Here is a 25,980-nt window from a genome sequence, read left to right on the forward strand (position 1 = left end):
CCGTCAGTGCCAGCCGTGTAACAGGCGGGCATAGTTCAGGCGCTCCCAGGTCTGTGAATCAGGCGCGTTATCCAGTGACAGGGCACCCCGGGCCTCGGACAGGGTGTTGTAGCCCATCCCGCGTAGGCGTCGGCTCATGGCATCGCTGATCCGGGCCAGGGCCTGCGGCCCCTCTGCCAGCAAGGCGGACACCACCTGGACCACGGTGGCGCCGGACAGCAAAGCCTTGGCGGCATCGTCACCGGTATGGACACCACCGGAGACCGCCATTTCCAGCCCCGTGCGATTGAACAGCATGGCCACCGCGTGCAATCGCAGGGGCAATTCCGCACTACTGGACAGAACCAGTTCCCGGCTCAGGATCAGCTGGTCCAGATCGATGTCCGGCTGATAGAAACGGTTGAACAGTACCAGTCCTCGGGCGCCGGCGGCTTCCACACTCGCCACAAAGGCGGGTAAGGCCGAATAGAACGGTGACAGCTTGACGCTCACCGGAATCGACACCTGCTTCACCACCGAGCGCACCACATCCAGCTGCCGCTGTTCCAGCGTTGCCGCCGTATCGGCAGGGTCCGTGGCCAGATCGTAGAGATTGAGTTCGATGGCGGACGCACCCGCGTTCTCCAGTTCCCCCGCATGCTGGACCCAGCCGCCGGGGGAAATGCCATTGAGCGAGGCAATCACGGGAACATCCAGCGCACCCTGCAATTGTTCCAGCCGCTTGAGGTAACTGCCGGAGCCCATCTCGAACAGCTCCGAGCCGGGAAAGAACGAGCGCGCCTCGGCGTCCATATTGATCCGGGAATCGATGAAGCGATGCGCCGCCATCTGCTCTGCCACCAGCTGCTCTTCGAACAGTGAGTGCATCACCACGGCACCGGCGCCGGCATCGACACAGGCCTTCAGGGCATCAAGATCATCGGTCAACGGGCTTGCCCCCACCACCAGGGGCGAATGCAGGTCCAGCCCGAGCCACCGGGTTGTCAGGTCAGTCATGCGATTCCCCCTCCCCCTCGCCGGATTCCGGGTGTTCGTGAGGCTCGAAATGGATGCCCACCAGCTGTTTATAGAGTTCCCGCTGGTCGTGCGCCGCCTCCGTGGCGGCTGCCACCAGCTTTTCGTACCTTTCCGGGTCCCGCAGTTCCAACATGCGGAAGCGGGCCTCTTCCTGCATGTAGGTTTTCATGGGCACTTTCTGACGCACCGAATCCAGCTGTAGTGGCGGCAGACCCTCCTCAATGCGCCGGGGATCGAAGCGGTACAGCGGCCAGGCCCAGCTGTCCACCGCCCGCTTCTGCTGGGCCGGCGAGTGCACCAGGTCGTAGCCGTGGGCGATGCAGGGGCTGTGGGCAATGATCAGGGCGGGGCCATCGAAACTTTCGGCCTCCTGCAGGGCTTTGGTGGTCTGGTTGCTGTGGGACTGCATGGCAATCTGGGCCACGTACACATGGCCATAACTCATGGCCAGCAAGCCCAGGTCCTTCTTGCGGGTTTCCTTGCCGGCCGCCGCGAACTTGGCAATCGCGCCCAGGGGCGTAGCCTTGGACTGCTGGCCGCCGGTATTGGAATACACCTCGGTATCCAGCACCAGCAGCTTGAGGTTCTGGCCGGAAGCCAGGGCATGGTCCAGGCCACCATAGCCGATGTCATAGGCCCAGCCATCACCACCAATCACCCAGACGCTCTTGGGGCACAGCTCATCGGCCAGGCTAGCCAGTTCCTGTACCTCGGGGCTTGGTTGTTGATCCTCCAGCCAGTCACGTAATCTTGCGACCGCCTTGCGCCGTGCCGCCATGGCCGACTCGTCGAGGGTGGCGCAGGGGCCCGTCAGGTTGCTGTACAGATCTTCAGGCAGACGATCCCTCATGCCTTCCAGCAACTGTCGGGCCCGGCCCACCAGCTTGCTCAATCCCAGGCGCATGCCCAGCCCAAGTTCCGCGGCATCTTCAAACAGCGAGTTGTTCCACGTTGGCCCCCGACCGTCGGTATTCACCGTGTACGGTGTGGTGGGCAGGTTGCCGCCATAAATGGAGGAACAGCCGGTGGCATTGGCAATCAACAGACGGTCGCCCAGCAACTGGGTCAGCAGGCGGATGTAGGGGGTCTCGCCGCAGCCGGCGCAGGCGCCGGAGTATTCGAACAACGGGATCAATAGTGGCAACGATTTGAAGTCCCGCGGAATACGGTCCCTGGGAACATCCGGCAAGCTACGGAAGAACTTCAGGTTTTCCGCCTCAACGTCGCGATGCTCTTCCAGAGGCTGCATGTTGATCGCTTTGCGTTTGGGCCGGGTGCGATCTTTCGCGGGACACACCTCCACGCACAAACCGCAGCCGGTGCAGTCCTCCGGCGCCACCTGCAGCCGGTAATCCAGACCCTCCAGTTCCGCAGTGTGGGTTTCGGGAACGGTCTCGAACGTTTCCGGCCCGTTGCGCGCCGCCTCCGGCTCAAAGACCTTGGCGGTGATCGCGGTATGGGGGCAGATCATCGCGCAGAAGTTGCACTGCACGCACAGATCGGACTCCCAGATCGGAATTTCCTGGGCAATGGACCGCTTCTCGAACTGGCTGGTACCCGTTGGCCAGGTACCATCCGGCGGGAAGGCACTGACCGGCAGTTTGTCACCCTGCCCCTCCAGCAGCAGCCGGGTCACCTTCTGGACAAACTCCGGCGCATCCTCCGGCACCCTGGGTGGTCGGGTGCGGGTCGCCGTCACCTTGTCCGGTACCGGCACCTCATGCAGGTTGTCCAGGGCGGAATCAACCGCCTCCACGTTACGGCGAACGACCTCAGGCCCGCGACGACCCCAGGTCTCGCGGATGGCGTCCTTGATGCGATCGATGGCCTCGTCCTTCGGCAGGATATCGGCGAGGGCAAAGAAGCACACCTGCATGACCGTGTTGATGCGCCGCTCCAGCCCGGCTTTTTCCGCCACTTCCGCGGCGTCGATGACATACAGGCGAGCCTTGCGCTCCATCAGGACCTGCTGGACCTCGACCGACAAGCGGTCCCAGGCCTCATCCTTTGACCAGGGGACATTGAGCAGTACCGTTGCCCCCTCGGCGGCATGCTCCAGGACATCGAAGCGCTCGAGAAACTGGGGCGCGTGAATGGCCACAAACTGGGCCTGGTGAATCTGGTAGCTGGAGCGGATGGGCAGCGGTCCGAACCGCAGGTGGGACACCGTGGTGGCCCCGGATTTCTTGGAGTCGTAGACAAAGTGGCCCTGGGCATAGAGGTCGGTGCCTTCGCCCAGGATCTTTATGCTGGCCTTGTTGCTGCTGACCGTGCCATCGGCGCCCAGGCCGAAGAACAGAGCCCTGCGCGTTTCCGGGGACTCGATATCGAGCTCGCTATCCACCTCCAGCGACAGCCGGGTGACATCGTCGCGAACACCGACGGTAAAGCGGGTTTTTGGTTGGTCGGCCTTCAGTTCGTCGAAAACGGCACAGACCATGGCGGGGGTGAATTCCCGGGAGGACAGGCCATACCGGCCGCCGATCACCCGTGGCAGGATCTGCCGCTCGCCCCGACTCCAGGCTTCCATCAACGCCCCGCTGACCTCCAGCAACAATGGTTCGCCCTGGGCCCCGGGTTCCTTGGTCCGGTCCAGGACCGCCAGAGATTTTACGGTGTCGGGCAGTGCCGCGAGGAAGCGGTCGGTGACGAAGGGTCGGAACAGGCGCACCTTGAGCACACCGACCTTCTCCCCCTGCTCGAGCAGCCAGTCCACTGTTTCATGGGCGCACTCCGCCCCGGACCCCATCAGGATGATCACCCGCTCCGCCGTGGGATGACCGACGTAATCAAACAACCGGTATTGCCGGCCAGTGATTCCGGCAAACCGGTCCATCATGGCTTCAAGCTTGTCCGGAAACGCCTGATAGAAAGGATTGGTGGCCTCCCGGGCCTGGAAAAAGGCGTCGGGGTTTTGGGACGTCCCCCGGATAACCGGCCGATCCGGGGTCATGCGGCGCTCCCGGTGCGCCTCCACCCCCTCACGGGGTATCAGGGCCTGCAGTTCGTCATCGCCCAGGGCGACAATCTTGGAGATTTCATGGGAGGTCCGGAAACCGTCGAAGAAGTGCATCACCGGCACCCGAGCGTCCAGGGTGACCGCGTGACCAATGGCGGCCAGATCCTGGGCTTCCTGAACCGACCCCGAGGCCAACAGGGCAAAGCCGGTGCCGCGGGCGGTCATGACATCGGAATGGTCACAGAAGATCGACAGCGCATGGGTGGCGACGCTGCGGGCAGCGATGTGCATACAGAATGGGGAGAGTTCACCAGCAATCTTGAACAGGTTGGGGAGCATCAGCAGCAGCCCCTGGGAGGCGGTGAAGGTGGTCACCAGTGATCCGGCCTGCAGGGCGCCATGCACTGCCCCTGCGGCGCCGGCTTCGGACTGCATTTCCACCACGCTGGGCACCTGGCCCCAGAGATTGGGCCGGCTCAGTGCCGCCCAGTCGTCGGCGTGTTCGCCCATCACCGACGCCGGAGTGATCGGATAGATGGCAATGGTTTCGCTCAAGCGATAGGCCACCGAGGCCACAGCTTCGTTGCCATCAAGGGTCTGGAACGCCATGGCCACTTCTCCCTGTCATAACCGTCCAACAGTCATGAGTCTAGGCAGGGCTTGTCACAGCCGCAAGCGACCGGGCGTTCCTCTGGCGACTCAGCGCAGAATCACCAGGGGCTTTCTGGCGGTTTCCAGCATACGGGTGGTGGTGCTGCCCACCAGGAACCGGCGTATACGGGAGTGGCCATAGGCGCCCATGATCAGCACATCTATGTCGTGCTCTTCCTGATAGGCGTGCAAGGTCTGCTCCACATCGCCTTGGCGAATGGCAAGGTGCAGGTCCATACCCTGGTTCTTCAACGCTCCCTCTGCCCGCTTCAGCTGGGCCCGGTGTTCTTCGGTATCCGAGCCGACCATCACCAGATGCATGGGCATGCCCTTGAACACCGGCGTCCCGGCCAGTAACTCGATGCTTCGAAACGCCGTCGGGCTGCCATCGAACGCCAGCATGGCGCTTTTCGGTGCCTCAAATTCGACCGGAACCAGAAAAACAGGCCGGTGCACACTGCGGATCACGGTCTCCAGCTGGCTGCCGACATGACGACCGGCAGCGGCACTGCTCTCGCCATGCAGGCCCATGACGAACAGCCTCGCCTCGGGCTCCAGTTCCACCAGCGAACCTGCCAGCTCATCATGGCGCTGGCGCTTGGTAACCTTGCCGACACCCGCTGCCAGCACCCGCTTTTCGGCTTCGTCCAGCATCAGATGGCCATGCTTGAGCGCGAGCTTGCTGCGCTGCTGATCCAGATTGACCAGCTCCTCCTGCAGTTGCTCCCGGCTACCGAGCCCGATGCTGCCGCTCATATCGGTGCGGGCCGGGTATTTTTCCTCGTCCAGCACGTGCAACAGCATCAGGGGATCGGCCATTCGGGAACTGGCCCAGGCTGCGTAGTCACAAACCGCCAGGGCCGCTTCGGAGCCGTCGATACAGGCCACCACCTGAAGGGTATCCGGAACACCGGTCTCTGAGGTTTCAACGGTCATTGTTTCAACTCCTTTAGTGGGCCATCAGACGTTCGACAGCATCTGGCTTATCGTGCACGCCAAAGCGGTCAACGATGGTGGCACTGGCCTCGTTCAGGCCAACCACCTCGACATCGGCACCTTCCCGGCGGAACTTGACCACCACCTTGTCCAGCGCCGCCACGGCGGTGATATCCCAGAAATGAGCCCGACTGAGGTCGATCACTACATTGTCGACGGCTTCCTTGAAGTCAAAGGACTCGATGAACTTCTCGGAAGAGCTGAAGAACACCTGCCCCACCACGTTGTAGCGTCGGGTATCGCTCGCTTCGTCATAGTCCGACCTCACCAGCATGTAGTGGCCCACCTTGTTGGCGAAGAACAGGGCCGCCAGAAGCACGCCAGCCATTACGCCGAAGGCGAGGTTGTGCGTCGCCACCACCACGATCACGGTAACCACCATCACGATGTTGGTTGAGAGCGGGTGCTCCCGGAGATTCCTGATGGACTCCCAGCTGAAGGTACCGATCGACACCATGATCATCACCGCCACCAGCGCCGCCATGGGTATCTGGACCAGCCACTGGTCCAGGACCAGCACCATGACCAACAGGAAAGCACCGGCGGTGAAGGTGGAGAGCCGGGTACGGCCACCGGATTTGATGTTGATGATGGACTGACCAATCATCGCGCAACCGGCCATGCCACCAAGCAGCCCGGCTCCGATGTTGGCCACACCCTGGCCCTTGCATTCACGATTACGGTCGCTGGTGGTGTCGGTCAGGTCGTCCACGATGGTCGCAGTCATCATGGATTCCAGCAGGCCGACCACGGCAAGCCCCAGGGAATACGGCAGGATAATCATCAGCGTTTCGAGGTTGAGCGGCACATCCGGCCACAGGAACACCGGCAGGGTGTCCGGCAATTCACCCATATCGCCCACGGTGCGGATATCCAGACCCAGGAACATGGCAACCGCTGTGAGAGAGATGATGCACACCAGCGGCGACGGCAGGACCTTGCCGACCACCGGAACCAGGGGGAACAGGTAGATGATCGCCAGACCCGCTGCGGTCATGGCGTAGACATGCCAGGTAACATTGGTCAGTTCGGGCAGCTGGGCCATGAAGATCAGGATCGCCAGAGCGTTGACGAACCCGGTCACCACCGAGCGGGAGACAAAGCGCATCAGTGCCCCCAGCTTGAGGTAGCCTGCAATAATCTGGAACACCCCCGTGAGCAGGGTCGCGGCGAGCAGGTATTCGAGGCCATGCTCTTTCACCAGCGTGACCATCAGCAACGCCATGGCGCCGGTGGCGGCTGAAATCATCCCGGGGCGACCGCCCACAAACGCGATCACGACAGCAATACAGAAGGAAGCATAAAGACCCACTTTCGGGTCCACACCTGCAATGATGGAGAAGGCGATGGCCTCCGGAATCAGGGCAAGGGCCACCACGATACCGGCGAGCAGATCGCCGCGAACATTGGAGAACCAGTTGTTTCGTATACTGCTGAGCATATTCGTGTAATCCGATTAAAGGTTTCAAAAGCCGGGCAACAGACACCAGGCCGATTCCTGTGGAGCCAGAGTCTGGAGAAAAACCATGACAATCGCGGTTCCGCGAGCAAGATATCGAGAGCTACGAATCCACTTGGCCGATGACAGCGCACCGGCTGGATGCTCAAGCCTTGCTGGAGTATCGAGGGAGAAGGGAAGTCTGAATGCTAGGGTGGAAGGATCGTCACAGTCTGGTTTCAGTATCTTTGATGAAAATCAGGCGTCGGCCGAAAATAGGGCGCGAAGTCTATCAGAGCCGTGATTGAAAAGTAAGGTCGCTCTTCCCGGCATGGATCAGGTCATCAAAGAGCTTCTGGTACTGTCCTGCCAGCACCGATGCCCCCCAGGCATCCGGTCCGGAGGGCTGTGGCCGGCATCGCATCAGTCGTTCCAGTAAGTCTGCCGCGGCGTCCGCTTCAGCGTCAGCGTCCTTTTCGTAGCTATGGTATCGGCAAAGGTCCGGCACATACTCCGGGTAGGCCAGCCGGTCCGGGGCCAGGGGCACACACCCGGAGGCCATGGCCTCCAGCATCGACAATCCCTGGAAATCATGCAGGGCTGTGGAGAGAACAATATCCGCCCGGCTGAGCAACCGGTCATAATCACCCCGGCTTTCGAGGAACCCCCACTGTTCTATCCGGTCACCAAACTCCTCACGGATCCGGCCGAATGCCGCTGGCTGATTCCTGAAACTTTCGCCGACAACACTGAGCCGGAACGGTACCGAGCGCCTGTCGAGCACCTGCAGGAATTTCAACAGGCGATCCGGTCCTTTGTCGTATTCCCAGCGATGGTTCCAGAGCAGGTGTGGTCGGGCCCAGTTCACACCACGATCATCGGTAAACAGGCGGTCCTCAATTGGTACCGGTATCACCCGGGACTTATCACTCAAAGTTTCGATCAGCCCTTCGGGCACTCTGTCTGGCAGTTTTTGGACGAAAGTATCGACACCGTTCAGAAAACTGTCCCGGCTCCAGCCACTGTTGAACACCACGCAATCGGCAGAAAGCGCACTGTAGAGGTTCACCATCTGTGGATCGACACTGCTGTTCTGACCACTTGATACAGGAAAGGCGAACTGGTTTTCGTGCATGTACAGCAGGCAGGGCGTACTGGCCAGGCGCGGGTGCAGACCGCGCAGGGTGGCCAGATCCACCATCGATGTAGCGATAATCAGATCCCAGCGCTCCTGCAGGAGCGGCTCATTCAGCCAGCTCAGTGGATTGCCCCGGATGCGCCAGCGGAAGAACCTCGGAGGCAATGCCAGGCCGTGCCAGTGGAAGTCCGGCAACAGTGCCGCCAGCTGCTCACGCCAGCGCTTGTGACTGGCGGCGTCGTAACCGGACAGCACTAGTACTCTCGGTTTGGACGTATCGGGCTTCATCAGGCTCACACCCATTAACCAGACTTAGCGCCAGGTCGCGCTCTGGACAGCGACCACAGCCCGAGCACCGGCCCGGGCACCAGCAACAGAACCACCCAGACATCCAACTGGCCCCATAATCCGCTGGTCAGCCAGATGGCGGGCAGGGTCAGCCCAAACCCGACGGCGTTCATGACGGCAAGTGAGGACCCCACCGATTCCTTGGGCGCGGTCGCCGCAGCCAGGGCCGAAAATTGCGGCGAATCTGCAACCACCGCAATCCCCCAGACAACCAGCAACGCGATCAGCAAGACCGGGGCGAGCCCATTCAACCATGGATACACAAGGCAGAAAGCCCCTGACACCATCAGCGCCCGCCGGGCCACCCACTCGCTACCCAGGGTTCGACTGAGCCGACCACCACCGATGCAACCGGCAGCGCCAATACCGATCACCGCGAACGACAGCCAGGGAACCAGTGCTTCGCCCTGCCCGAGGCGCTGAAGTTCCCGGCCGATCAGCAAAGGCGTCAGCGTCCAGAAGGCATAAAGTTCCCACATATGGCCAAAGTAGCCGCCGGCCACTGCCCGGAATCTCGGGATACGTAAAGCCGCCAGTCCCTGGCTGAGGGGCAGCCGGCCACTGCTTTTGGGCAGGTGCGGTCCGTCGCCCAGCAGGAAAACCAGCATCCCGCCGGCCAGTGCGAGACAGGAGGCCGCCATCAGCGGTAGCTCCCACGGCATGCCCAGCGTTGCGCCGCGCATCAGATGCGGCAGAGCGGTACCCAGGGTAAGCATACCCACCAGCCAGGCCAGGGCTGCACCGGCGTACTTCGGGGTCCAGGCAATCACCATTTTCATACCCAGGGGATAGATACCCGCCAGGCAGAGACCGGTAGCGAATCGGAGGATGAAATCCAGGGGTGGCTGCCCGGCTGCAAAGACAAATCCGCCATTAACCAGGGCGCCCAGCAGACTCGACAGGGCAAAGATCCGGCTGGCGCCAAAGCGGTCCGCCAGACCGGTCACCGCAATGGTCAGGGTACCCGTGATAAAACCGGCCTGAACCGCCAGGGTCAGCCGGCCGAGATCGGTTTCAGTCAGCCCCAACTGGGCCGCGAGGGACAACCAGACGCCATTGATGCTGAACCAGAGGGAGGTGCCGAACAGCTGGGCCAGCACAATCACAGGCAGTGGAAAACGCCGCAGTAACTCGATCATTGTTATTATCTTGCTTCGGGATATCTTTCCAAGACTATAACGCCAGGGGCGCCGGATCACATGCTACTTTGGTGCCTGGCTGGCAACCACAGCGACAGCAGCGAGGCCGTCGCCACCAGGGCAGCGGATATCCAGAGGCAGACCTCCAGCCCGAAGGCCTGGTAGACCCATCCGGACAGAATCGTACCCAATAACCGTCCGGCGGCATTGGACATGTAATAGAACCCCACATCCAGGGATACCCCATCGCCCCGGGCATAGCTGACGATCAGGTAGCTGTGCAGGGAAGAGTTGATCGCAAACAGCACTCCAAACAGCAACAAACCGCCGATCAACACCACCTGCGGCGACCACCCTGCCATCAGGCCAATCGCAATCGCCGCGGGAATCAGGGCGAGAGCTGCCGCCCAGATTACCGCCGACCGTTTTCCTTCGGCATGGCCGGTGATGCGCGGGGCAATGGTCTGGATAAAGCCATAGCCGATAATCCAGGTGGCCATGAATCCGCCCACCTTCCAGAAATCCCAGCCGAAGACCGTGTGCAGGTAGACCGGCAAGGCCACCACAAACCACACATCCCGGGCGCCGAACAGAAACATGCGGGCCGCCGACAGCACGTTGATCGCCCGGCTCTTGGACAGGATCTCGCTGAACTTCGGCTTGGCCTTGCTCTTGCCCAGGTCCTGCCCCAGCAGGAACAGGCTGGCCAGCCACACCAGCCCGAGCGCCAACGCCATCAGGATCACCGCGCCCTTGAAGCCGGCCGCCATCAGCAGTACACCACCGAGGAAGAAGCCGACACCCTTGAGAGTGTTCTTGGAACCGGTGAGAATCGCCACCCACTTGTACAGGGTTCCTTGCTGCTGATCCGGCACCAGCAACTTGATGCCGCTTTTGGCCGACATCTTGTTCAGGTCCTTGGCAATGCCGGACAGCGCCTGCGCCGCCATCACCCAGGGCACCGTCAGCATCGCCGCGGGTACCGCCAGCATGGCGAGGGCCACAATCTGCAGGAACAGCCCGATGTTCATGGTGCGATTCAGCCCCATGCGGGCACCCAGATAACCGCCCACCAGGTTAGTCACCACCCCGAAGAACTCGTAAAAGATGAACAACAGGGCGATTTCCAGCGGCGAATAGCCCAACTGGTGGAAGTGCAGCACCACCAGCATCCGCAGGGCACCATCCGTCAGGGTAAAGGCCCAGTAGTTGCCGGTGATGACCAGGTACTGTCGGATGGCTGCCGTCATATCAGGCAGAGCCCACCCGGCGCGCCAGTTCCGCGGTGCGGTTGGCGTAACCCCACTCATTGTCATACCAGGCATAGATCTTCACCTGGGTGCCGTTGACCACCATGGTGGACAGGGCATCGACGATGGAGGAGCGGGGATCGGTCTTGTAGTCGATAGACACCAGCGGGCGTTCTTCGTAGCCCAGGATGTCTTTCAATTCGCCCTCGGCGGCCTCTCTGAGCAGCTGGTTAACGGTGTCGCGGTCCGTCGGCTTCTCTACTTCAAACACGCAATCGGTCAGTGAGGCGTTGGTGAGCGGAATCCGCACCGCGTGGCCATCCAGCCGGCCCTTCAGTTCCGGGAAGATCTCGATAATCGCGGTGGCCGAACCGGTACTGGTGGGAATGAGCGAACTGCCACAGGCCCTGGCCCGTCGCAGGTCCTTGTGGGGCGCATCGATGATCGTCTGGGTGTTGGTCAGGCTGTGGATGGTGGTGATGGAGCCGTGCTTGATGCCCAGCTTCTCGTGAATCACCTTGACCACCGGCGCCAGGCAGTTGGTGGTGCACGAGGCGGCAGTGACGATACAGTCGTTGGCCGGGTCGAAAATCCCATCGTTCACGCCTACCACGATGTTCTTGGCGCCCGCTTCCTTGACCGGCGCAGTGACCACAACGCGCTTCACGCCCTGATCAAGATAGGCCTGCAGGACACTGACCTTCTTGTTCACGCCACTGGCTTCGATTACCAGATCACAGCCGGACCAGTCGGTCTCATCGATGCCCTTGTTATGGCTCACCCGGATGCGGTGACCCTCGATGATCATATCCTTGCCGTCTGCGGCCGCTTCGTGGCTCCAGCGGCCATGAATACTGTCAAAATTGAGCAGGTGCGCCAGGGTACCGGCATCGGCGCCCGGGTCGTTGATGGCGACAAACTCCATGTCCGGCCAATCCCAAGCCGCACGCAACGCCAGCCGGCCAATCCGCCCGAACCCGTTAATACCTACTTTGATCTTGCTCATGCTGTTCTCCTTGCGCGTTGGCTTATCTATGCGTGGATCGTCAGGGGCAGTGCACAACCGGGCGATCCGCCATGGTCTGTAATCTGGCCAGCGGCTGCTCGATCAGTTCCACGTTGTTCCGTGCGGTTTCATCCAGAATCCGCGCAACCCATTCTGGCAACCCCGGATTAAGGTAATAATAAACCCACTGACCCCGGCGTTCCGTTTCCACCAGGCCGGCATCCCGGAGTGAGGCCAGATGGCGGCTGACTTTTGGCTGAGATACCTCAAAGGCCTCGGTCAGTTCACACACGCACAGCTTTTCCTGGTCCTTGATCAGCATCAGCGCGGCCAGGCGAAGCTCGTCTCCCATCGCCTTGAAAATGGTCACCGGGTTATAGCTGGCCTGCTTCAGGCCAGTTTCTTTCTCGTGCACCAGGGTGAACAGGCCAATGCGCTCTTTCAGCTCCTTGAGGGTCAATGCAAAGGTGGCGTGGCGGTTAGTTTCGGCCGGGTCCGGAAAATCCCAGGCAATCTGCTGGGCACCGGAGGCCACCAACGTGCACTCCCGTGCGGCTTTTTCACACAGGGTAATCACGTAATCCCAGTACTGGCCCTGTACCTCCGCCAGCGGCTTGCTGTAAAGCCCATCAGTTGGAATGCCCGCCTCCTGCAACACCTGTATCGCCAGGGGGTGGGGCCGGGAAGGCTCGGTACCGGCACTGGCCACCTCGAACCGGTCACCGGCCATGTACCGGAGCAGGGCTTCCGCCATCAGGGAGCGGGCGCTGTTGGCGGTGCAGACAAACAGGACTCTTCTTTTCATACGTTTTTCCGTATATTTGATTTGCCATATATTCAGTTTTTGCGATAATAGCGTCCAACTGTGACAGAGTAAAGACAGCAACCCAACCTGTGGCCCGGAAAAGGCCAGCGTTGGATAACCTGCCGAAGGACACCGGAAAGAGTCATGACAGAAAAACTGCTGGAGATTTATCGAAGCAATCAGCGGGAGGGCAACCTGCTGTTTTTCATGGTGCTCGCCTTTCTGGCCATCTTTTTCATGCCCGCCGGCACCGAGCGTTTTGACAACGCCGTGCTGGAAGCCTTCCGGCTGACCAACTGGTATGCCCGGGAACACGTCATCCTGTGCCTGCTGCCCGCATTTCTGATTGCTGGTGCCATGGCGGTCTACATCAGTCAGGGCTCGGTGATGCGTTATCTTGGCCCCTCCGCCTCCAAGCCGGTGGCGTTCAGTGTGGCATCAGTGTCCGGCACCTTACTGGCTGTCTGTTCCTGCACCGTGCTGCCGCTTTTCGGTGGCATCTATCGCCGGGGCGCGGGCCTGGGCGCAGCCGTAGCCTTTCTCTACTCCGGCCCCGCCATCAACATCATGGCCATTGTGGTCACCGCCAAGGTACTGGGCGCCGAGATCGGCCTGGCCCGGGCCATTGGAGCCATCGTATTTGCCGTGGTCATCGGGGCTATCATGCACCTGATCTACCGGAAAGAAGAAGCCGAACGCTCCGTCAGCAATGCCCGGGGTTTTGGCGGTGATGACGCCGACAAACCTGTAGGCATCATTACCCTGTTCTTTGCCCTGATGGTGGGCATTCTGGTGTTTGCCAACTGGGCTGCCGCCGACAACAGCGCCTGGATGGCCGTCTACGACCTGAAGTGGCCGATCACCGCCGCCCTTGGCGCTGCCTTGGGCGTGCTGCTGGTCTGGCGCTGGCACTGGCCGCCCCGTCAGCTGCTGATTCTGGCAGCAGTGGTTGCCATCGCGGCCACCCTGACTCCAGCCATGCCGGAACTTCCATTTGTGATCGGTATTGGCGGACTGATGCTGATCGCGACTATGCGGGATGAAGACCGGGAGTGGCCGCTTCAGAGCTGGGATTTCGCCAAGCAGATCTTGCCGCTGTTGCTGGCCGGTGTGTTTGTCGCGGGCTTCGCCCTCGGCCGGCCGGGCCATGAAGGCATGATTCCCTCGGCATGGGTTGCCGCTGCCGTGGGCGACAACTCGTTGATCTCCACCATTTTGGCCTCGGTGCTGGGCGCCCTGATGTATTTCTCCACGCTTACCGAAGTACCCATTGTTGAAGCCCTGATGGGTTCAGGCATGGGCAAGGGGCCGGCACTGGCACTGTTGCTGGCAGGCCCGGCCTTGTCGCTGCCGAACATGCTGGTTATTCGCACCATACTGGGCACTCAAAAAACCCTGGTGTATTGCGCCCTGGTGGTGGTGATGGCCACCATTACCGGCTTTATTTACGGAAACTGGTGGGTATAGACCTGCCCAACACAAACCCGAAGGAGATGGTTATGAAATTCACGATCTATGGCAGTGGCTGTGCCAAGTGCAAACAACTGACTACCAACGCCGAGGAAGCGGCAAAGGCGCTCGGTCTGGATTAAGAAGTGGAAAAAGTGACCGACGTGAACGACATCATTGATGCCGGCGTCATGCGCACACCTGCTCTGGCCGTGGACGGCGACATTGCCGTGGAAGGCAAGGTGGCCAGTGCCGACGACATCAAGAAACTTCTGAGCTGAATCTGTTTACAGGAAAGCTGACACTGACCATGAATCCATCCGATCTGCCGAACATAGATACCGGGCTATTCCGTGCCCCAACCAACGAGGAGCTGTTTGCCGCGGCGCCTTCAGGCCACCAGCCAAGAATTCTCCTGCTTTACGGCTCACTGCGCGAGCGCTCCTTCAGCCGCCTGGCGGTGGAAGAAGCGGCCCGCTTGCTTGAGGCCATGGGCGCGGAGACCCGCATTTTTAACCCGCGCGGCCTGCCGCTGGCCGATGCAGAGGATGCCTCCCACCCCAAGGTTCAGGAGCTGCGCGACCTGGTGCAATGGAGTGAAGGAATGGTGTGGTGTTCGCCGGAGCGACACGGGGCCATGACCGGGATCATGAAAACCCAGATCGACTGGATTCCGCTGTCGCTGGGTGCGGTTCGGCCAACCCAGGGCAAGACTCTGGCGGTGATACAGGTGTGCGGTGGCTCCCAGTCGTTCAACGCAGTGAACCAGCTACGGGTGTTGGGACGCTGGATGCGTATGGTCACCATTCCGAACCAGTCATCGGTGCCCAAGGCGTTCATGGAGTTCGACGACAACGACCGGATGAAGCCCTCGCCCTACTACGACCGCATCGTGGATGTCATGGAAGAACTGGTAAAGTTCACCCTGCTGGTGCGGGACCGCAGCGACTACCTGACCGACCGCTATTCCGAGCGCAAGGAAAGTGCGGAGCAACTGTCGAAGCGTGTGAACCAACGTTCCATTTGAGGATGTTCAATGAGCAGTAACGAACTGGCCGCTGACACGTCATCCGGCGGCATGGGGATTTTCGAACGCTACCTGTCGGTATGGGTGGCACTGGCGATTGTGGCCGGCGTGGCCCTGGGGCAACTGGCTCCGTCGGTGCCGGAGACCCTGTCGCGCTTCGAATACGCCCAGGTGTCCATCCCCATCGCCATCCTCATCTGGGCGATGATTTTTCCGATGATGGCGCAGATCGATTTCAGTGCCGTTGTCGGTGTTCGCAAAGAACCAAAAGGTCTGGCCATCACTACTACTGTGAACTGGTTGATCAAGCCGTTCACCATGTTTGCGATTGCCTGGTTTTTCCTGACCGTGGTGTTCGAACCGCTGATTTCGCCACAGCTGGCGAGCGAATATCTGGCCGGCGCGATCCTGTTGGGCGCCGCGCCCTGCACCGCCATGGTGTTTGTCTGGAGCTATCTGACCCGTGGCGATGCCGCCTACACCCTGGTGCAGGTGTCCCTGAACGACATCATCATGCTGTTTGCCTTCGCGCCGATTGTGGTGTTTCTGCTGGGCATTTCCGACATTCAGGTCCCCTGGGATACCGTGCTCCTGTCGGTGGTGCTGTATATCGTGATTCCGCTAACCGCAGGCTACCTGACCAGACGCACCCTGATCGCCCGCCATGGTCAGCGCTGGTACGACGAGGTGTTCATGAGGCGGCTGGGGCCGGTCACGCCGGCGGCGCTGATTGTCACCCTGGTGCTGCTCTTCGCCTTCCAGGGTGAGGTAATCCTGAACAATCCCCTGCACATTGTGCTGATTGCCGTGCCGCTCATTGTGCAGACCTTCCTGATCTTCTTCCTGGCCTATGGCTGGGCCCGGCTGTGGAAAGTGCGACACTGCATTGCCGCGCCAGGCGCCATGATCGGCGCCAGCAACTTCTTTGAACTCGCCGTGGCCGCGGCGATTGCCCTGTTCGGCCTGCAATCGGGGGCTGCGCTGGCAACGGTGGTTGGTGTGCTGGTGGAGGTGCCGCTAATGCTGGTTCTCGTACGCATCGCCAACAAGACCCGGGACCGCTTCCCTGCCTGAAACACGGATGCCAGCGCCGGCCCGGCGCTGGTATCAGCCCGGCAATCTGTTCAGCCCATCGCCACCCTGCTAATATCCCGCCCACATTTGATGCTCTGAACCGAACGGAACCCACAGAATGGATCTTTTCCAGGCCCTGTTCCTTGGCCTTCTCCAGGGACTGACCGAATTCCTGCCCATCTCCAGCTCCGCCCACCTGATCCTGACCCCGGCGTTTTTTGGCTGGACCGACCAGGGCGTGGGGTTTGACCTGTCGGTGCATGTCGGCACGCTGCTGGCGGTGGTGCTTTACTTTCGGAGGGATGTGTTCGGCATCGCCCGTGACGGGCTGATCTCCGTGGCTAAGCGCAGGATTGTCGGCCAGGGTGCCCTGGCCTGGTACCTGGTGATCGGGACGATTCCGGCGGGTCTGGCCGGTCTGGCCTTGCTGGACATGATCGACAACGAACTCCGGGGCGCCTCGGTGATCTTCGTGACCACGCTGGTGTTCGGTATTTTGCTCGGCATCGCCGACTGGCTGCCGAAACGGCAACGCACCCTGGACTCACTGAACTGGAAAGACGCCCTCCTCGTCGGCATCGCCCAGGCCATGGCCCTGGTGCCCGGCACCTCCCGCTCCGGCGTCACCATCACTGCCGGCCTGTTCCTGGGCATGACCCGGGAGACCGCCTCCCGTTTCTCGTTCCTGCTGGCCATTCCCATCATCGTGCTGGCCTCGGCGGTGAAGCTGCTGGAGGTGGCGACTTCCGATGTGATTGTGGACTGGAGCGGGTTCCTGATAGGCGGGGTGACGTCGTTCCTGATGGCCATTACTGCCATCCACTTCTTTCTGAAGTGGCTGAACAAGGTGGGGATGTGGCCGTATGTTATCTACCGGATTATTTTGGCTGGGGTGATTTACGCGGTGCTGATGTAGGCATTCTGGATGTGGGGAAGGCAGATGCCCCAAACTCGGAGAAACCCCAGGGGTCAGATGAAAGCTTTCATCTGACCCCGTTTTTACCGCGGAGTCTGACCCGAGATCGGGGTCAGAAGAACGCTTTCTTCTGACCCCTTTTTCATCCCGGAAAGCCTCACCAGCCCTCTGCTACGCCCCAGAGAAAACCTCAGCAGGCCTCAAGCGGCGCATAAGCCAACACCAGCCACTTGGCCCCGTCATCAAAGTTCACTTGCACCCGCGTATGGTGCCCGCTGCCCTCGCAGTTCATCACGATGCCCTCGCCGAACTTCGGATGCCGAACCCGCTGACCCAGGCTGAACCCGGCCTGCTGGGCGGAATCCTGACTGAACAGGCTCTCGTTGGGGCGTTCCACCATGGCCGGGCGGGTCACGGTGTTGCGCAGACGGACTTCCTGCAGGCAGTCGCCCGGGATCTCGCGCACGAACCGAGACAGGGCGTGGAATTTCTCCTGGCCATATAACCGACGGGACTCGGCGTAAGTGAGCACCAGCTTTTTCATGGCCCGGGTTATGCCAACATAGGCCAGCCGGCGTTCCTCTTCCATGCGGCCGGGTTCTTCCAGAGACATGCTGTGGGGGAACAGGCCCTCCTCGACACCGGCCATGAACACCAGCGGGAACTCCAGGCCCTTGGCCGAGTGCAGAGTCATCAGCTGCACGCTGTCCTCATGGGCGTCCGCCTGGGATTCACCGGCATCCAACGCCGCCTGCGCGATGAATTCTGACAGCGGGTCCACCCCTTCCTCCACCTCGAAGTCCGACAGGGCACTGACCAGTTCCTCCAGGTTCTCCACCCGGGCCTGGCCTTTCTCACCCTTCTCACTGGCGTGGTAATCCTTCAGCCCGCTGACCTCGATCGCCTGTTTCATCAGGCCCTGCAGGGAGGCATGGTCCACCATCTCGGACAGGCCGTTGATGATGTCCATAAACGACTGCAAGCCGGTTTTCGCCCTGCCCTTCACCTGGCCGGCCGCCAGCAGTCGCTCGGCGGACTCCCACAGGGAGATGCCCTGCTCTGTGGCGTATTCCCGCAGTTCCGCCAGGCTCTTGGCGCCGATACCCCGCGTGGGCACGTTCACCACCCGCTCGAAGGCGGCATCGTCCCGGTGGTAATGCACCAGGCGCAGATAGGCCAGGGCGTTGCGGATTTCCTGGCGATCGTAGAAGCGCAGGCCGCCATAGACCCGGTACGGAATGCCCTGGCGCATCAACGCTTCTTCCAACACCCGGGACTGGGCATTGGAGCGGTAGAGGATCGCGGCCTCACTGCGCAGGTTGCCCTCGTCCACCCAGGCACTGATGGAATCGGCGATATAGTTGGCCTCGTCCTGCTCGTTGAACGCGGCGTAGAGGCTAATCGGCTCACCCTCGGGCCCATCGGTCCAAAGTTCCTTGCCAAGACGCCCCTGGTTGTTCGCGATCACCGCGTTGGCGGCCTTGAGAATGGTCTGGGTCGAGCGGTAGTTCTGTTCCAGACGCACCAGCCGGGCGTTGGGAAAGTCCCGTTGGTACTGCTGGATGTTCTCGATTTTCGCGCCGCGCCAGCCGTAGATGGACTGGTCGTCGTCACCGACGATGGTGAGCGGCACGCGGTTACTGGCCAGCACCTGCAGCCAGGCATACTGGATAGTGTTGGTGTCCTGGAACTCGTCCACCAGCATATGCTGGAAGCGCTGCTGGTAATGGGCCAGCAATTCGGGCTTGTGCAGCCAGAGTTCATGGGAGCGCAGCAGCAGTTCGCCGAAATCCACCAACCCGCCCTGCTGGCAAAGTTTTTCATACTGCCGGTAGATCTTCAGCATGGTGGAGGTGAAGTGGTCGCCCGGATTCTCCTGGATGTGGTCCGCCCGCAGGCCTTCATCTTTCTGGCTGTTGATGAACCACTGGGCCTGCTTTGGTGGCCAGCGGCTCTCGTCGATCTGGTTCTCCCGCATCACCCGCTTGATCAGCCGCAGCTGGTCGTCGCTGTCCAGTACCTGGAAGTTCTCCGGCAGGCCGGCATCCTGCCAGTGCGCCCGCAGCAAGCGATGAGCAATCCCGTGGAAGGTCCCGATCCACAGCCCCCGGGTGGGGATTTGCATCATCTGCTCGACCCGGTAGCGCATCTCCTTCGCTGCCTTGTTGGTGAAGGTCACCGCCAGGATGGCCGTGGGCGGCACCCGGTCCACGGTCATCAGCCAGGCAATCCGGTGCACCAGCACCCGGGTTTTGCCACTGCCGGCGCCGGCCAAGACCAGCAGGTGGTCGTTCTGGGCGGTGACAGCTTCACGCTGGGCATCGTTCAGGGGATCGATGATGTGGGAGACGTCCATAGGGATTCGGTTCGCTACTGGTTAAATAAACAGGTTTGGGAGTATAACAGGGTATGGCAAGGCTTGTCGGGGGCTCGGCTCTGGCTTTTGACTTCGGGTTTTGGAGTTAACGCACAGGGGCGGGGCCTTCTTTCCAGGACACGCTACAAGCACGTCCCTGTGCGCTTGACTGTGGCCATCCATGGCCACAGACAGTCCTGGAAAGAAGGCCCCGCCCCTGCGCTGTCTCGCATCGAAGGGAAGTCTCGCCCCTTCGACACTAGACGTTTGCCGAGATCAGAAACCCCGCGGCACGGTCTGCGGTTCGACAAACTCGAACAGACCTTCGAGGCCACCCTCACGTCCGATACCGGAGGCCTTCATGCCACCGAACGGCGCTTCCGGGGTCGGGCCGGTGCCGGTGTTCCAGCCGACGTGGCCGAATCGGAGGCCGGCGGCCACGCGCTGGGCGCGTTCGGCGTCGGCGGTGAAGACGTAGGAGGCCAGGCCGAATTCGGTGTCGTTGCCGGCTTCGATGACTTCCTCTTCCGTGCGGAACAGGGCCATGGGTACCAGCGGGCCGAAGGTTTCTTCCTGGTAGCAGCACATATCGCGGTTGACGCCGAGGACCACCGTGGGCGGGAAGAACAGGCCATCGCCGAGTTCACCCGGCTGTTTGCCAGCCACCAGGCTCGCACCCTTTTGCAGGGCATCGTCCAGGTGGCGTTTGACCTTGTCGAAGCCCTGTTTGTTCACCAACGGGCCAATATCGACGCCTTCGTTCATGCCGTCACCAACGGTCATTTTGTTGACCCGCTCCGCCAGTTTCTCGCCGAAGGCGTCGGCCACTTTCTCGTGGACGAAGATGCGATTGGCGCACACGCAGGTCTGGCCTCCGCCACGGAATTTGTTGGCGATCAGGTTATCGGCTGCTGCGTCCAGATCGGCGTCTTCAAATACGATGTACGGAGCGTTGCCGCCCAGTTCCAGGGCGAGTTTCTTGACCTGGTCGGCGGTGTCTACGATGAGCTTGCGACCCACTTCGGTGGAGCCGGTGAAGCTGAGCATGGGCACGTCCGGGCTTTCGCACAGGACTTTACCGATCACGCTGGCCTTGCCCATCACCAGGTTGACCATGCCGTCTGGCAGGTCGAGTTTGTCCATCAAACTGAACAGGGCAATCATGGTCAGCGGGGTTTCGCTGGCTGGCTTGATCACCGACGGGCAACCCGCCGCCAGCGCCGCCGACAGTTTCTTGGCGATCATGCCGATGGGGAAGTTCCACGGCGTGATCAGGCCTGCGACACCGATCGGCCGGTAGTGGACGGTCCAGGTGCAGTCCTTGGGTTTCTCCGGGATGGTATGGGCGTCGAGGGCCTGGATGTGCTTGGCGCAGTAATCGAAGAAGCCGGCGGCGTAGTCCACTTCGCCCTGGGCCTCTTTCCACGGTTTGCCGTGCTCCATGCAGAGAATGCGGCCAATTTCCTCGCGGTTGTCCTTCAGACCGTCCCGGATGTCTTCCAGCCATTTGCGGCGGGTTTCGATGGAATACGGGTTGGTGAGCTTCAGGGCCGATTTGCCTGCCGCAATGGCAGCCTCGATGTCCTCCGCCGGCATGGAGGGCACTTTCGCAATCACCTCGCCGGTGGCAGGGTTGTAGACATCGAAGGTGTTGCCCTGGGCGCTGTCCGTCCAGCGACCGCCGATGTAACCAGTGAGTTTCTCCAGCAGGGGTGACTCAATCATCTCGGCTCCTCTTCAGTGTTTGTCTGCGCCCCGCACGGGACCAGTTGCGTCAGTGGATGATGTCTTTCATAGTGAGTGTTGTAGCGTAGCCTGTAAAGTCAAGGGCGGGCTTTTGAACATCCTCCGACTGTGCCTATACTCGGAGCATTACCATTTCAGGAGGCCGGACAATGAAAGCGTTTTTCCATCCCGCACAGGATCAGCATATTCCCCAGACCTACTTTACCCGTGGGCAGATGCGTCAGCCGCAGGAAGTGCCTGATCGCACTGGTCAAATGCTGGACGGCCTGAAGGAGATGGGTGTTTCGGTTCTGCAACCGGCGGACCAGGGTGCCGGCCCGATATCAAAGGTTCATGATCTGGGCTATCTCCGCTTCCTGGAGTCCGCCCACCGCCGATGGAAGCAGATGGATGACTGGGGCGACGAGGTGATCTCGAACATTTTCGTCCGCTCGCCCAATCACCTGACCGGCATTCTCGCCGAGGCGGCCCGCTACCAGGCCGATGGCAGCTGTCCGATTGGTGAAAACACCTGGCATGCGGCCTACTGGTCAGCCCAGAGTGCCCTGGGTGCGGCCGATGCACTGATTGCCGGCGACAGGACGTCCTATGCGGTGTGCCGCCCTCCCGGGCATCACGCGCGCCGTGACGCGGCCGGCGGCTTCTGCTACCTGAACAATGCTGCCATTGCCGCCGAACACATGAAATCCCGGTTCCCGAAAATCGTCATCTTTGATACCGACATGCACCACGGCCAGGGTATCCAGGAGATTTTCTACGATCGCAGCGATGTCCTGTACATCTCCATCCACGGGGATCCCACCAACTTCTATCCGGTGGTGAGTGGCTTTGAGAACGAACGTGGCGAGGGCGAAGGCTTCGGCTACAACATCAATATGCCCATGCCCCATGGCTCCAGTGAGGAGGATTTCTTCGCCAAAGTGGAAGAGGCCCTGGCCGCCATCAAGCTGTTCCAGCCTGATGCCCTGATCCTCACCCTGGGCTTCGACATCTACAAGAACGACCCCCAGGCCAAGGTATCGGTATCCTCGGAGGGCTTCCACCGGCTCAGCACCCATATCCGCCAGCTGGGCCTGCCTACGCTGATTGTTCAGGAGGGCGGTTACGACCTGGAGGCCCTCAGCACCAACGTGCAGCAGTTCTTCAGGGGCCTGGAGGGCTGAGTTTCACTTCTCAAGAAGCCGGGGCATAGACCTTGACGTTGTCGTGCCCCTCGGCCTTCAGGTGGCCGGCGTGCATGCGGCTCATGGTGCCCCGGTCACAATACAGCAGGTACTGCCGATTCTGCGGCAGTCCCTCGATCTGCTGGTTGAGTTCATAGAACGGAATCTTCAGAACCCGGTTGTTGGTCAGGGCCAGCGGTGACCGCTCCTCTTCCGTCGGATGGCGCACGTCGATGATGACGTCGTTCACCGCCGGTGTTTCCACCAGCTCCACTTCTTCCGGGGTGATCGTGGTTTCCAGCAGACGGTTGACCGGCGTTTCGGTCCGCTCCCCGATGGCGCGGACCAGCACTTCGGCGTCCATGTTCGCCTCATCGGCCTCGACCCGGTGCAGCTTGGCGCGGGTGGCCGGCTTCTGGGAAATCACGCCACAGTACTCGGGCATGTTGCGAGCGAAAGACTCGGTGCCGATGTCGTGGGCAATGCGGATGATTTCCTGCTTGTCCATGGCGATCAGTGGCCGCAGGACCACTTCGTCGCTGGCCCGGTCCACCACGTTCAGGTTCGACAGGGTCTGGCTCGATACCTGGGCCACCGCATCCCCCATCACCAGCCCGGCAACGTTGAGATCACGGGCAATCTCGGCCGCCGCCTTGAGCATCTGGCGCTTGAGTACCACGCCCCAGTGGCGGTTGTTCACCGAGCGCATGATCTCGGCCACCACGCCTTCGAACGGCACGGAAATGAACTTCACGTTGTGAGAAGCGCCATAGCGATCCCACAGGTAATGCACCACCTGGCGTACGCCGACCTCGTGGGCGGTGCCGCCAAGGTTGAAGAACAGGAAATGACTGCGCAGGCCACGGCGCATCATCAGGTAGGCGGCGACGGAGGAGTCGTAGCCACCGGATATCAGGGTCATGACGCTTTCCACCGAACCCAGCGGGTAGCCGCCCAGGCCCTGGTGCTTGCGCCGGGCGATGTGGAATCCGTCCTCCTTGACCTCGATCCGCACTTCCACCTGCGGTGATTTCAGATCGACGCCGGCGGTATCGAATGCTTTGCACAGTGCCGCTCCCACCGCGCGTTCGATATCGATGGAGCGGAAATCATGGCTGCCCAGGCGTTTGGCACGCACAGCGAAGGTCTTGCCATCCAGACGGCCGGCAAAGGCGGCGACGGCCTTCGCACCGATATCCTCCGGGGACTGGAGCGGATACACCGCGATTTCCTGAATGCTGGAAATGCCCGGGATACGCAACAGCGCGTCAATAACCGGGCTGTAGAGGCCCCGATCATCTGGAACATCGACGTCCACCCGATCCCAGCTGCCCTCCACGAGGATATCGTGATCGAGTCGGGCCAGGAGCTTGCGGATGTTCTGACGGAGTTGTTTCATCTGTTGCCGACGAACGGGCTTACTCTTGATGGCAACTTCCGGAGCGGGACGTATCAGTAATTTCATAGATCGGAGTTTTGTCGGGTGGCGTACAAAGAGGAAAGCGCTTAGTGTACCGTTTTGTCAGAGTGCCTCAAAATCCGGCATTGCCGAAACCTTCAGGAGTTCCACCGTTCAATGACAGAACCCACGATCAATGCCCTCGTTTCCCCGGAGGGAGCCCTCGAGATTCTCTCCAACCACGAAGTGAACCGGCTCAAGGACCGGAGCGAGGGTGGTCTCTACCAGCTGTTCCGACAGTGCGCCCTTGCGGTGTTGAACACGGGCGTGGAAACCGACGACTGTAAGGCGCTGATGGAGGCCCACGCCGATTTCGATGTGCGCCTGGTACCCCAGCCCCGCGGGCTGAAACTGGAACTGGTCAACGCCCCCGGTTATGCCTTTGTCGATGGCGAAATGCTGCGGGCCATCCGCGAGCACCTGTTTTCCGTGCTCCGGGATATCGTGTATACCCACTCCATTCCACAGACCATTGCCGGGTTCCGCCGGGACAATCCGGAAGACATCACCAACCTGGTCTTCCACATCCTGCGCAATGCCGGGGTGCTGGAAGCCGGCCGCCAGCCGGACATGGTCGTCTGCTGGGGCGGCCACTCCATCAGCCAGGCGGAGTACCAGTACAGCAAGGAGGTGGGCCACCAGCTGGGCCTGCGCGGACTGAGCATCATCACCGGCTGTGGTCCCGGCGCCATGAAGGGACCGATGAAAGGCGCCACCATCGGCCACGCCAAGCAACGGGTCAGGAATGGCCGCTACGTGGGCATTACCGAGCCGGCGATCATCGGTGCCGAGGCACCGAACCCGATCGTCAACGAACTGGTAATCATGCCGGACATTGAAAAACGCCTCGAGGCCTTCGTGCGCTGTGGTCACGGTGTGATCGTGTTCCCGGGTGGCGTGGGCACCGCAGAGGAGATTCTTTACCTGCTCGGCATCCTGCTGCATCCGGATAACGCGGACCTGCCGTTCCCGGTCATCTTCACCGGTGAGAAAGAGAACGCGGAGTACTTCGAGATGATCGACAAGTTCATCCGAAACGCCCTCGGTGACGAGGCCGCCAGCAAGTACGAGATCATCATTGATGATCCGGCCCGCGTCGCCCAGGCCATGAGAAAGGGTATGAAAGAGGTGGAAACCTTCCGCCGGGCCATGCAGGACGCCTATTACTTCAACTGGATGCTGAAGATTGATCCGGTGTTCCAGCTGCCGTTCGAGCCCAACCACGACAACATGCGATCACTGGAACTGCACCGGGACCAGCCCGTACACATGATTGCGGCAAACCTGCGCAAGGCATTCAGCGGTATTGTCACAGGAAATGTGAAGGAAAGCGGGATTCGCCAGATTCAGGAGAAAGGGCCGTTCGAGATCGCCGGGGATCCCTCGCTGATCAAGCCCCTGGAAGCCATGCTGGAGCAGTTTGTGGCCCAGAACCGGATGAAATTACCGGGAGCGCAGGCGTATCAGCCCTGCTACCGGATTGTCAGCGGGGCCGCGTAGGCCCCGCCGGAACAGCAAACGTGGCGCTTACTTGCCGCCGTCTGCCGGCAGGCTGGCGAAGTAGGCTGCCAGGTTGGCGATGTCTTCATCGCTCAGGGCCGCCGCCTGGCCTTGCATGATGGCGGCCTGACCACCGGAGCGCTGCTTGTTCTTGTACGCCTTGAGCGCAGACACCAGGTACTGCTCGTTCTGACCCGCCAGATTCGGATAGGTCGGAATCTGGGCCAGACCATTCTGACCGTGGCAAGCGGCACAAACTGCGGCCTTGGCCTTGCCGGCGGCAACGTCACCTGCGGCAGAAGCCAGGGTCGGCAGGGCAACAGCAGCAGACATCAGTCCGGCAATCGCGAAGTTCTTGAATTTCATAGTTACTACCCTCTCATCGTTGTCGGCGTAAAAACGCCGTCAGGTGTTATTAAAACTCGACTGTAATGCACTTATAGCACAGAGCGCGCCCCGCTCAAATGTGATAGATCAAGGCGCTCCTTTCGACAATCGTCCCCTTTACCGCACTCGCGGGTTAGTGGGAAAGTACGATTAGGT

The 25,980-nt window shown here is 61.0% G+C and carries 21 protein-coding genes; 8 read left to right on the top strand and 13 right to left on the bottom strand.

From position 1 onward, the window contains the following. Positions 1-3 precede the first annotated feature (3 nt). From DET50_RS16330 to DET50_RS16370, 9 genes are all read right to left on the bottom strand, one after another. A complete protein-coding gene (locus DET50_RS16330; RefSeq protein ID WP_113863811.1) occupies positions 4-996 on the bottom strand; it encodes a dihydroorotate dehydrogenase-like protein in 993 nt (330 codons plus the stop codon). After that, positions 989-4,585: a pyruvate:ferredoxin (flavodoxin) oxidoreductase gene (gene nifJ / locus DET50_RS16335; RefSeq protein ID WP_113863812.1), complete on the bottom strand. Its 3,597-nt coding sequence runs from the start codon at positions 4,583-4,585 to the stop codon at positions 989-991. Before nifJ ends, DET50_RS16330 begins: the two co-directional genes overlap by 8 nt. A gap of 90 nt (positions 4,586-4,675) precedes the next feature. After that, a complete protein-coding gene (locus DET50_RS16340) occupies positions 4,676-5,563 on the bottom strand; it encodes a universal stress protein (RefSeq protein ID WP_113863813.1) in 888 nt (295 codons plus the stop codon). 13 nt (positions 5,564-5,576) lie between these two features. Continuing rightward, a complete protein-coding gene (locus DET50_RS16345; protein ID WP_113863814.1) occupies positions 5,577-7,064 on the bottom strand; it encodes a SulP family inorganic anion transporter in 1,488 nt (495 codons plus the stop codon). Positions 7,065-7,353: 289 nt separating this feature from the next. Next, positions 7,354-8,487, bottom strand: a complete 1,134-nt coding sequence (locus tag DET50_RS16350; protein WP_113863845.1) for a tRNA-queuosine alpha-mannosyltransferase domain-containing protein — start codon at positions 8,485-8,487, stop codon at positions 7,354-7,356. Between the two features lie 14 nt (positions 8,488-8,501). After that, the gene (locus tag DET50_RS16355) at positions 8,502-9,686 is read right to left on the bottom strand and encodes an MFS transporter (RefSeq protein ID WP_113863815.1); all 1,185 of its coding nucleotides are present in this window, start codon (positions 9,684-9,686) and stop codon (positions 8,502-8,504) included. A gap of 56 nt (positions 9,687-9,742) precedes the next feature. After that, on the bottom strand, positions 9,743-10,936 hold the full coding sequence (gene arsJ / locus DET50_RS16360) for an organoarsenical effux MFS transporter ArsJ (RefSeq protein WP_113863816.1): 1,194 nt from the start codon (positions 10,934-10,936) through the stop codon (positions 9,743-9,745). A 1-nt stretch (position 10,937) separates the two neighbouring features. After that, positions 10,938-11,942, bottom strand: coding sequence for an ArsJ-associated glyceraldehyde-3-phosphate dehydrogenase (locus tag DET50_RS16365; protein ID WP_113863817.1), 1,005 nt, complete (start codon positions 11,940-11,942; stop codon positions 10,938-10,940). Between the two features lie 40 nt (positions 11,943-11,982). Then, positions 11,983-12,747: a metalloregulator ArsR/SmtB family transcription factor gene (locus tag DET50_RS16370; protein WP_113863818.1), complete on the bottom strand. Its 765-nt coding sequence runs from the start codon at positions 12,745-12,747 to the stop codon at positions 11,983-11,985. Positions 12,748-12,891: 144 nt separating this feature from the next. Between DET50_RS16370 and DET50_RS16375 the strand changes: the two genes are divergently transcribed. The 6 genes from DET50_RS16375 (at position 12,892) to DET50_RS16395 (ending at position 17,213) form a co-directional block, all read left to right on the top strand. Next, the gene (locus DET50_RS16375; protein WP_113863819.1) at positions 12,892-14,214 is read left to right on the top strand and encodes a permease; all 1,323 of its coding nucleotides are present in this window, start codon (positions 12,892-12,894) and stop codon (positions 14,212-14,214) included. Positions 14,215-14,246: 32 nt separating this feature from the next. After that, positions 14,247-14,339, top strand: coding sequence for a thioredoxin family protein (locus tag DET50_RS19520; protein ID WP_220150164.1), 93 nt, complete (start codon positions 14,247-14,249; stop codon positions 14,337-14,339). Positions 14,340-14,342: 3 nt separating this feature from the next. Beyond that, positions 14,343-14,477, top strand: a complete 135-nt coding sequence (locus tag DET50_RS19525; RefSeq protein ID WP_220150165.1) for a thioredoxin family protein — start codon at positions 14,343-14,345, stop codon at positions 14,475-14,477. Positions 14,478-14,506: 29 nt separating this feature from the next. After that, positions 14,507-15,223 carry an arsenical resistance protein ArsH gene (arsH, locus tag DET50_RS16385; protein ID WP_113863820.1) on the top strand — a complete coding sequence of 239 codons (717 nt, stop codon included), beginning with the start codon at positions 14,507-14,509 and terminating at the stop codon, positions 15,221-15,223. Positions 15,224-15,232: 9 nt separating this feature from the next. Further along, on the top strand, positions 15,233-16,297 hold the full coding sequence (gene arsB, locus DET50_RS16390) for an ACR3 family arsenite efflux transporter (protein ID WP_113863821.1): 1,065 nt from the start codon (positions 15,233-15,235) through the stop codon (positions 16,295-16,297). A 118-nt stretch (positions 16,298-16,415) separates the two neighbouring features. Beyond that, positions 16,416-17,213 (top strand): undecaprenyl-diphosphate phosphatase, encoded by a 798-nt coding sequence (locus tag DET50_RS16395; RefSeq protein WP_113863822.1) that lies wholly within the window; start codon positions 16,416-16,418, stop codon positions 17,211-17,213. Positions 17,214-17,403: 190 nt separating this feature from the next. Here DET50_RS16395 and uvrD read toward each other — a convergent pair whose 3' ends face one another. Together uvrD and DET50_RS16405 are read right to left on the bottom strand one after the other, a co-directional pair. Next, entirely contained in the window at positions 17,404-19,569 is a 2,166-nt protein-coding gene (uvrD, locus tag DET50_RS16400) for a DNA helicase II (RefSeq protein WP_113863823.1), read from the bottom strand. A gap of 276 nt (positions 19,570-19,845) precedes the next feature. After that, positions 19,846-21,294, bottom strand: a complete 1,449-nt coding sequence (locus tag DET50_RS16405) for an NAD-dependent succinate-semialdehyde dehydrogenase (protein WP_113863824.1) — start codon at positions 21,292-21,294, stop codon at positions 19,846-19,848. A gap of 170 nt (positions 21,295-21,464) precedes the next feature. Here DET50_RS16405 and DET50_RS16410 point away from each other — a divergent pair, with 170 nt between their 5' ends. After that, positions 21,465-22,478 carry a histone deacetylase family protein gene (locus DET50_RS16410; RefSeq protein ID WP_113863825.1) on the top strand — a complete coding sequence of 338 codons (1,014 nt, stop codon included), beginning with the start codon at positions 21,465-21,467 and terminating at the stop codon, positions 22,476-22,478. Positions 22,479-22,488: 10 nt separating this feature from the next. On the opposite strand, the gene thiI is transcribed toward DET50_RS16410, so the two are convergent. Next, a complete protein-coding gene (thiI, locus tag DET50_RS16415; RefSeq protein ID WP_113863826.1) occupies positions 22,489-23,943 on the bottom strand; it encodes a tRNA uracil 4-sulfurtransferase ThiI in 1,455 nt (484 codons plus the stop codon). Positions 23,944-24,054: 111 nt separating this feature from the next. Here thiI and ppnN point away from each other — a divergent pair, with 111 nt between their 5' ends. After that, positions 24,055-25,437 (top strand): nucleotide 5'-monophosphate nucleosidase PpnN, encoded by a 1,383-nt coding sequence (ppnN, locus tag DET50_RS16420; protein WP_113863827.1) that lies wholly within the window; start codon positions 24,055-24,057, stop codon positions 25,435-25,437. A gap of 27 nt (positions 25,438-25,464) precedes the next feature. Here ppnN and DET50_RS16425 read toward each other — a convergent pair whose 3' ends face one another. Next, positions 25,465-25,803: a c-type cytochrome gene (locus DET50_RS16425; protein ID WP_113863828.1), complete on the bottom strand. Its 339-nt coding sequence runs from the start codon at positions 25,801-25,803 to the stop codon at positions 25,465-25,467. Between the last annotated feature and the right edge of the window lie 177 nt (positions 25,804-25,980).

It is taken from the genome of Marinobacter pelagius, from assembly GCF_003315345.1.
In the GTDB taxonomy this organism is placed as follows: domain Bacteria; phylum Pseudomonadota; class Gammaproteobacteria; order Pseudomonadales; family Oleiphilaceae; genus Marinobacter; species Marinobacter pelagius_A.

What these genes read in the sequence shown, in the direction of transcription:
- DET50_RS16330 (WP_113863811.1), bottom strand. Translation starts at nt 996, where the DNA reads ATGACTGACCTGACAACCCGGTGGCTCGGGCTGGACCTGCATTCGCCC.
- nifJ (WP_113863812.1), bottom strand. Translation starts at nt 4,585, where the DNA reads ATGGCGTTCCAGACCCTTGATGGCAACGAAGCTGTGGCCTCGGTGGCC.
- DET50_RS16340 (WP_113863813.1), bottom strand. Translation starts at nt 5,563, where the DNA reads ATGACCGTTGAAACCTCAGAGACCGGTGTTCCGGATACCCTTCAGGTG.
- DET50_RS16345 (WP_113863814.1), bottom strand. Translation starts at nt 7,064, where the DNA reads ATGCTCAGCAGTATACGAAACAACTGGTTCTCCAATGTTCGCGGCGAT.
- DET50_RS16350 (WP_113863845.1), bottom strand. Translation starts at nt 8,487, where the DNA reads ATGAAGCCCGATACGTCCAAACCGAGAGTACTAGTGCTGTCCGGTTAC.
- DET50_RS16355 (WP_113863815.1), bottom strand. Translation starts at nt 9,686, where the DNA reads ATGATCGAGTTACTGCGGCGTTTTCCACTGCCTGTGATTGTGCTGGCC.
- arsJ (WP_113863816.1), bottom strand. Translation starts at nt 10,936, where the DNA reads ATGACGGCAGCCATCCGACAGTACCTGGTCATCACCGGCAACTACTGG.
- DET50_RS16365 (WP_113863817.1), bottom strand. Translation starts at nt 11,942, where the DNA reads ATGAGCAAGATCAAAGTAGGTATTAACGGGTTCGGGCGGATTGGCCGG.
- DET50_RS16370 (WP_113863818.1), bottom strand. Translation starts at nt 12,747, where the DNA reads ATGAAAAGAAGAGTCCTGTTTGTCTGCACCGCCAACAGCGCCCGCTCC.
- DET50_RS16375 (WP_113863819.1), top strand. Translation starts at nt 12,892, where the DNA reads ATGACAGAAAAACTGCTGGAGATTTATCGAAGCAATCAGCGGGAGGGC.
- DET50_RS19520 (WP_220150164.1), top strand. Translation starts at nt 14,247, where the DNA reads ATGAAATTCACGATCTATGGCAGTGGCTGTGCCAAGTGCAAACAACTG.
- arsH (WP_113863820.1), top strand. Translation starts at nt 14,507, where the DNA reads ATGAATCCATCCGATCTGCCGAACATAGATACCGGGCTATTCCGTGCC.
- arsB (WP_113863821.1), top strand. Translation starts at nt 15,233, where the DNA reads ATGAGCAGTAACGAACTGGCCGCTGACACGTCATCCGGCGGCATGGGG.
- DET50_RS16395 (WP_113863822.1), top strand. Translation starts at nt 16,416, where the DNA reads ATGGATCTTTTCCAGGCCCTGTTCCTTGGCCTTCTCCAGGGACTGACC.
- uvrD (WP_113863823.1), bottom strand. Translation starts at nt 19,569, where the DNA reads ATGGACGTCTCCCACATCATCGATCCCCTGAACGATGCCCAGCGTGAA.
- DET50_RS16405 (WP_113863824.1), bottom strand. Translation starts at nt 21,294, where the DNA reads ATGATTGAGTCACCCCTGCTGGAGAAACTCACTGGTTACATCGGCGGT.
- DET50_RS16410 (WP_113863825.1), top strand. Translation starts at nt 21,465, where the DNA reads ATGAAAGCGTTTTTCCATCCCGCACAGGATCAGCATATTCCCCAGACC.
- thiI (WP_113863826.1), bottom strand. Translation starts at nt 23,943, where the DNA reads ATGAAATTACTGATACGTCCCGCTCCGGAAGTTGCCATCAAGAGTAAG.
- ppnN (WP_113863827.1), top strand. Translation starts at nt 24,055, where the DNA reads ATGACAGAACCCACGATCAATGCCCTCGTTTCCCCGGAGGGAGCCCTC.
- DET50_RS16425 (WP_113863828.1), bottom strand. Translation starts at nt 25,803, where the DNA reads ATGAAATTCAAGAACTTCGCGATTGCCGGACTGATGTCTGCTGCTGTT.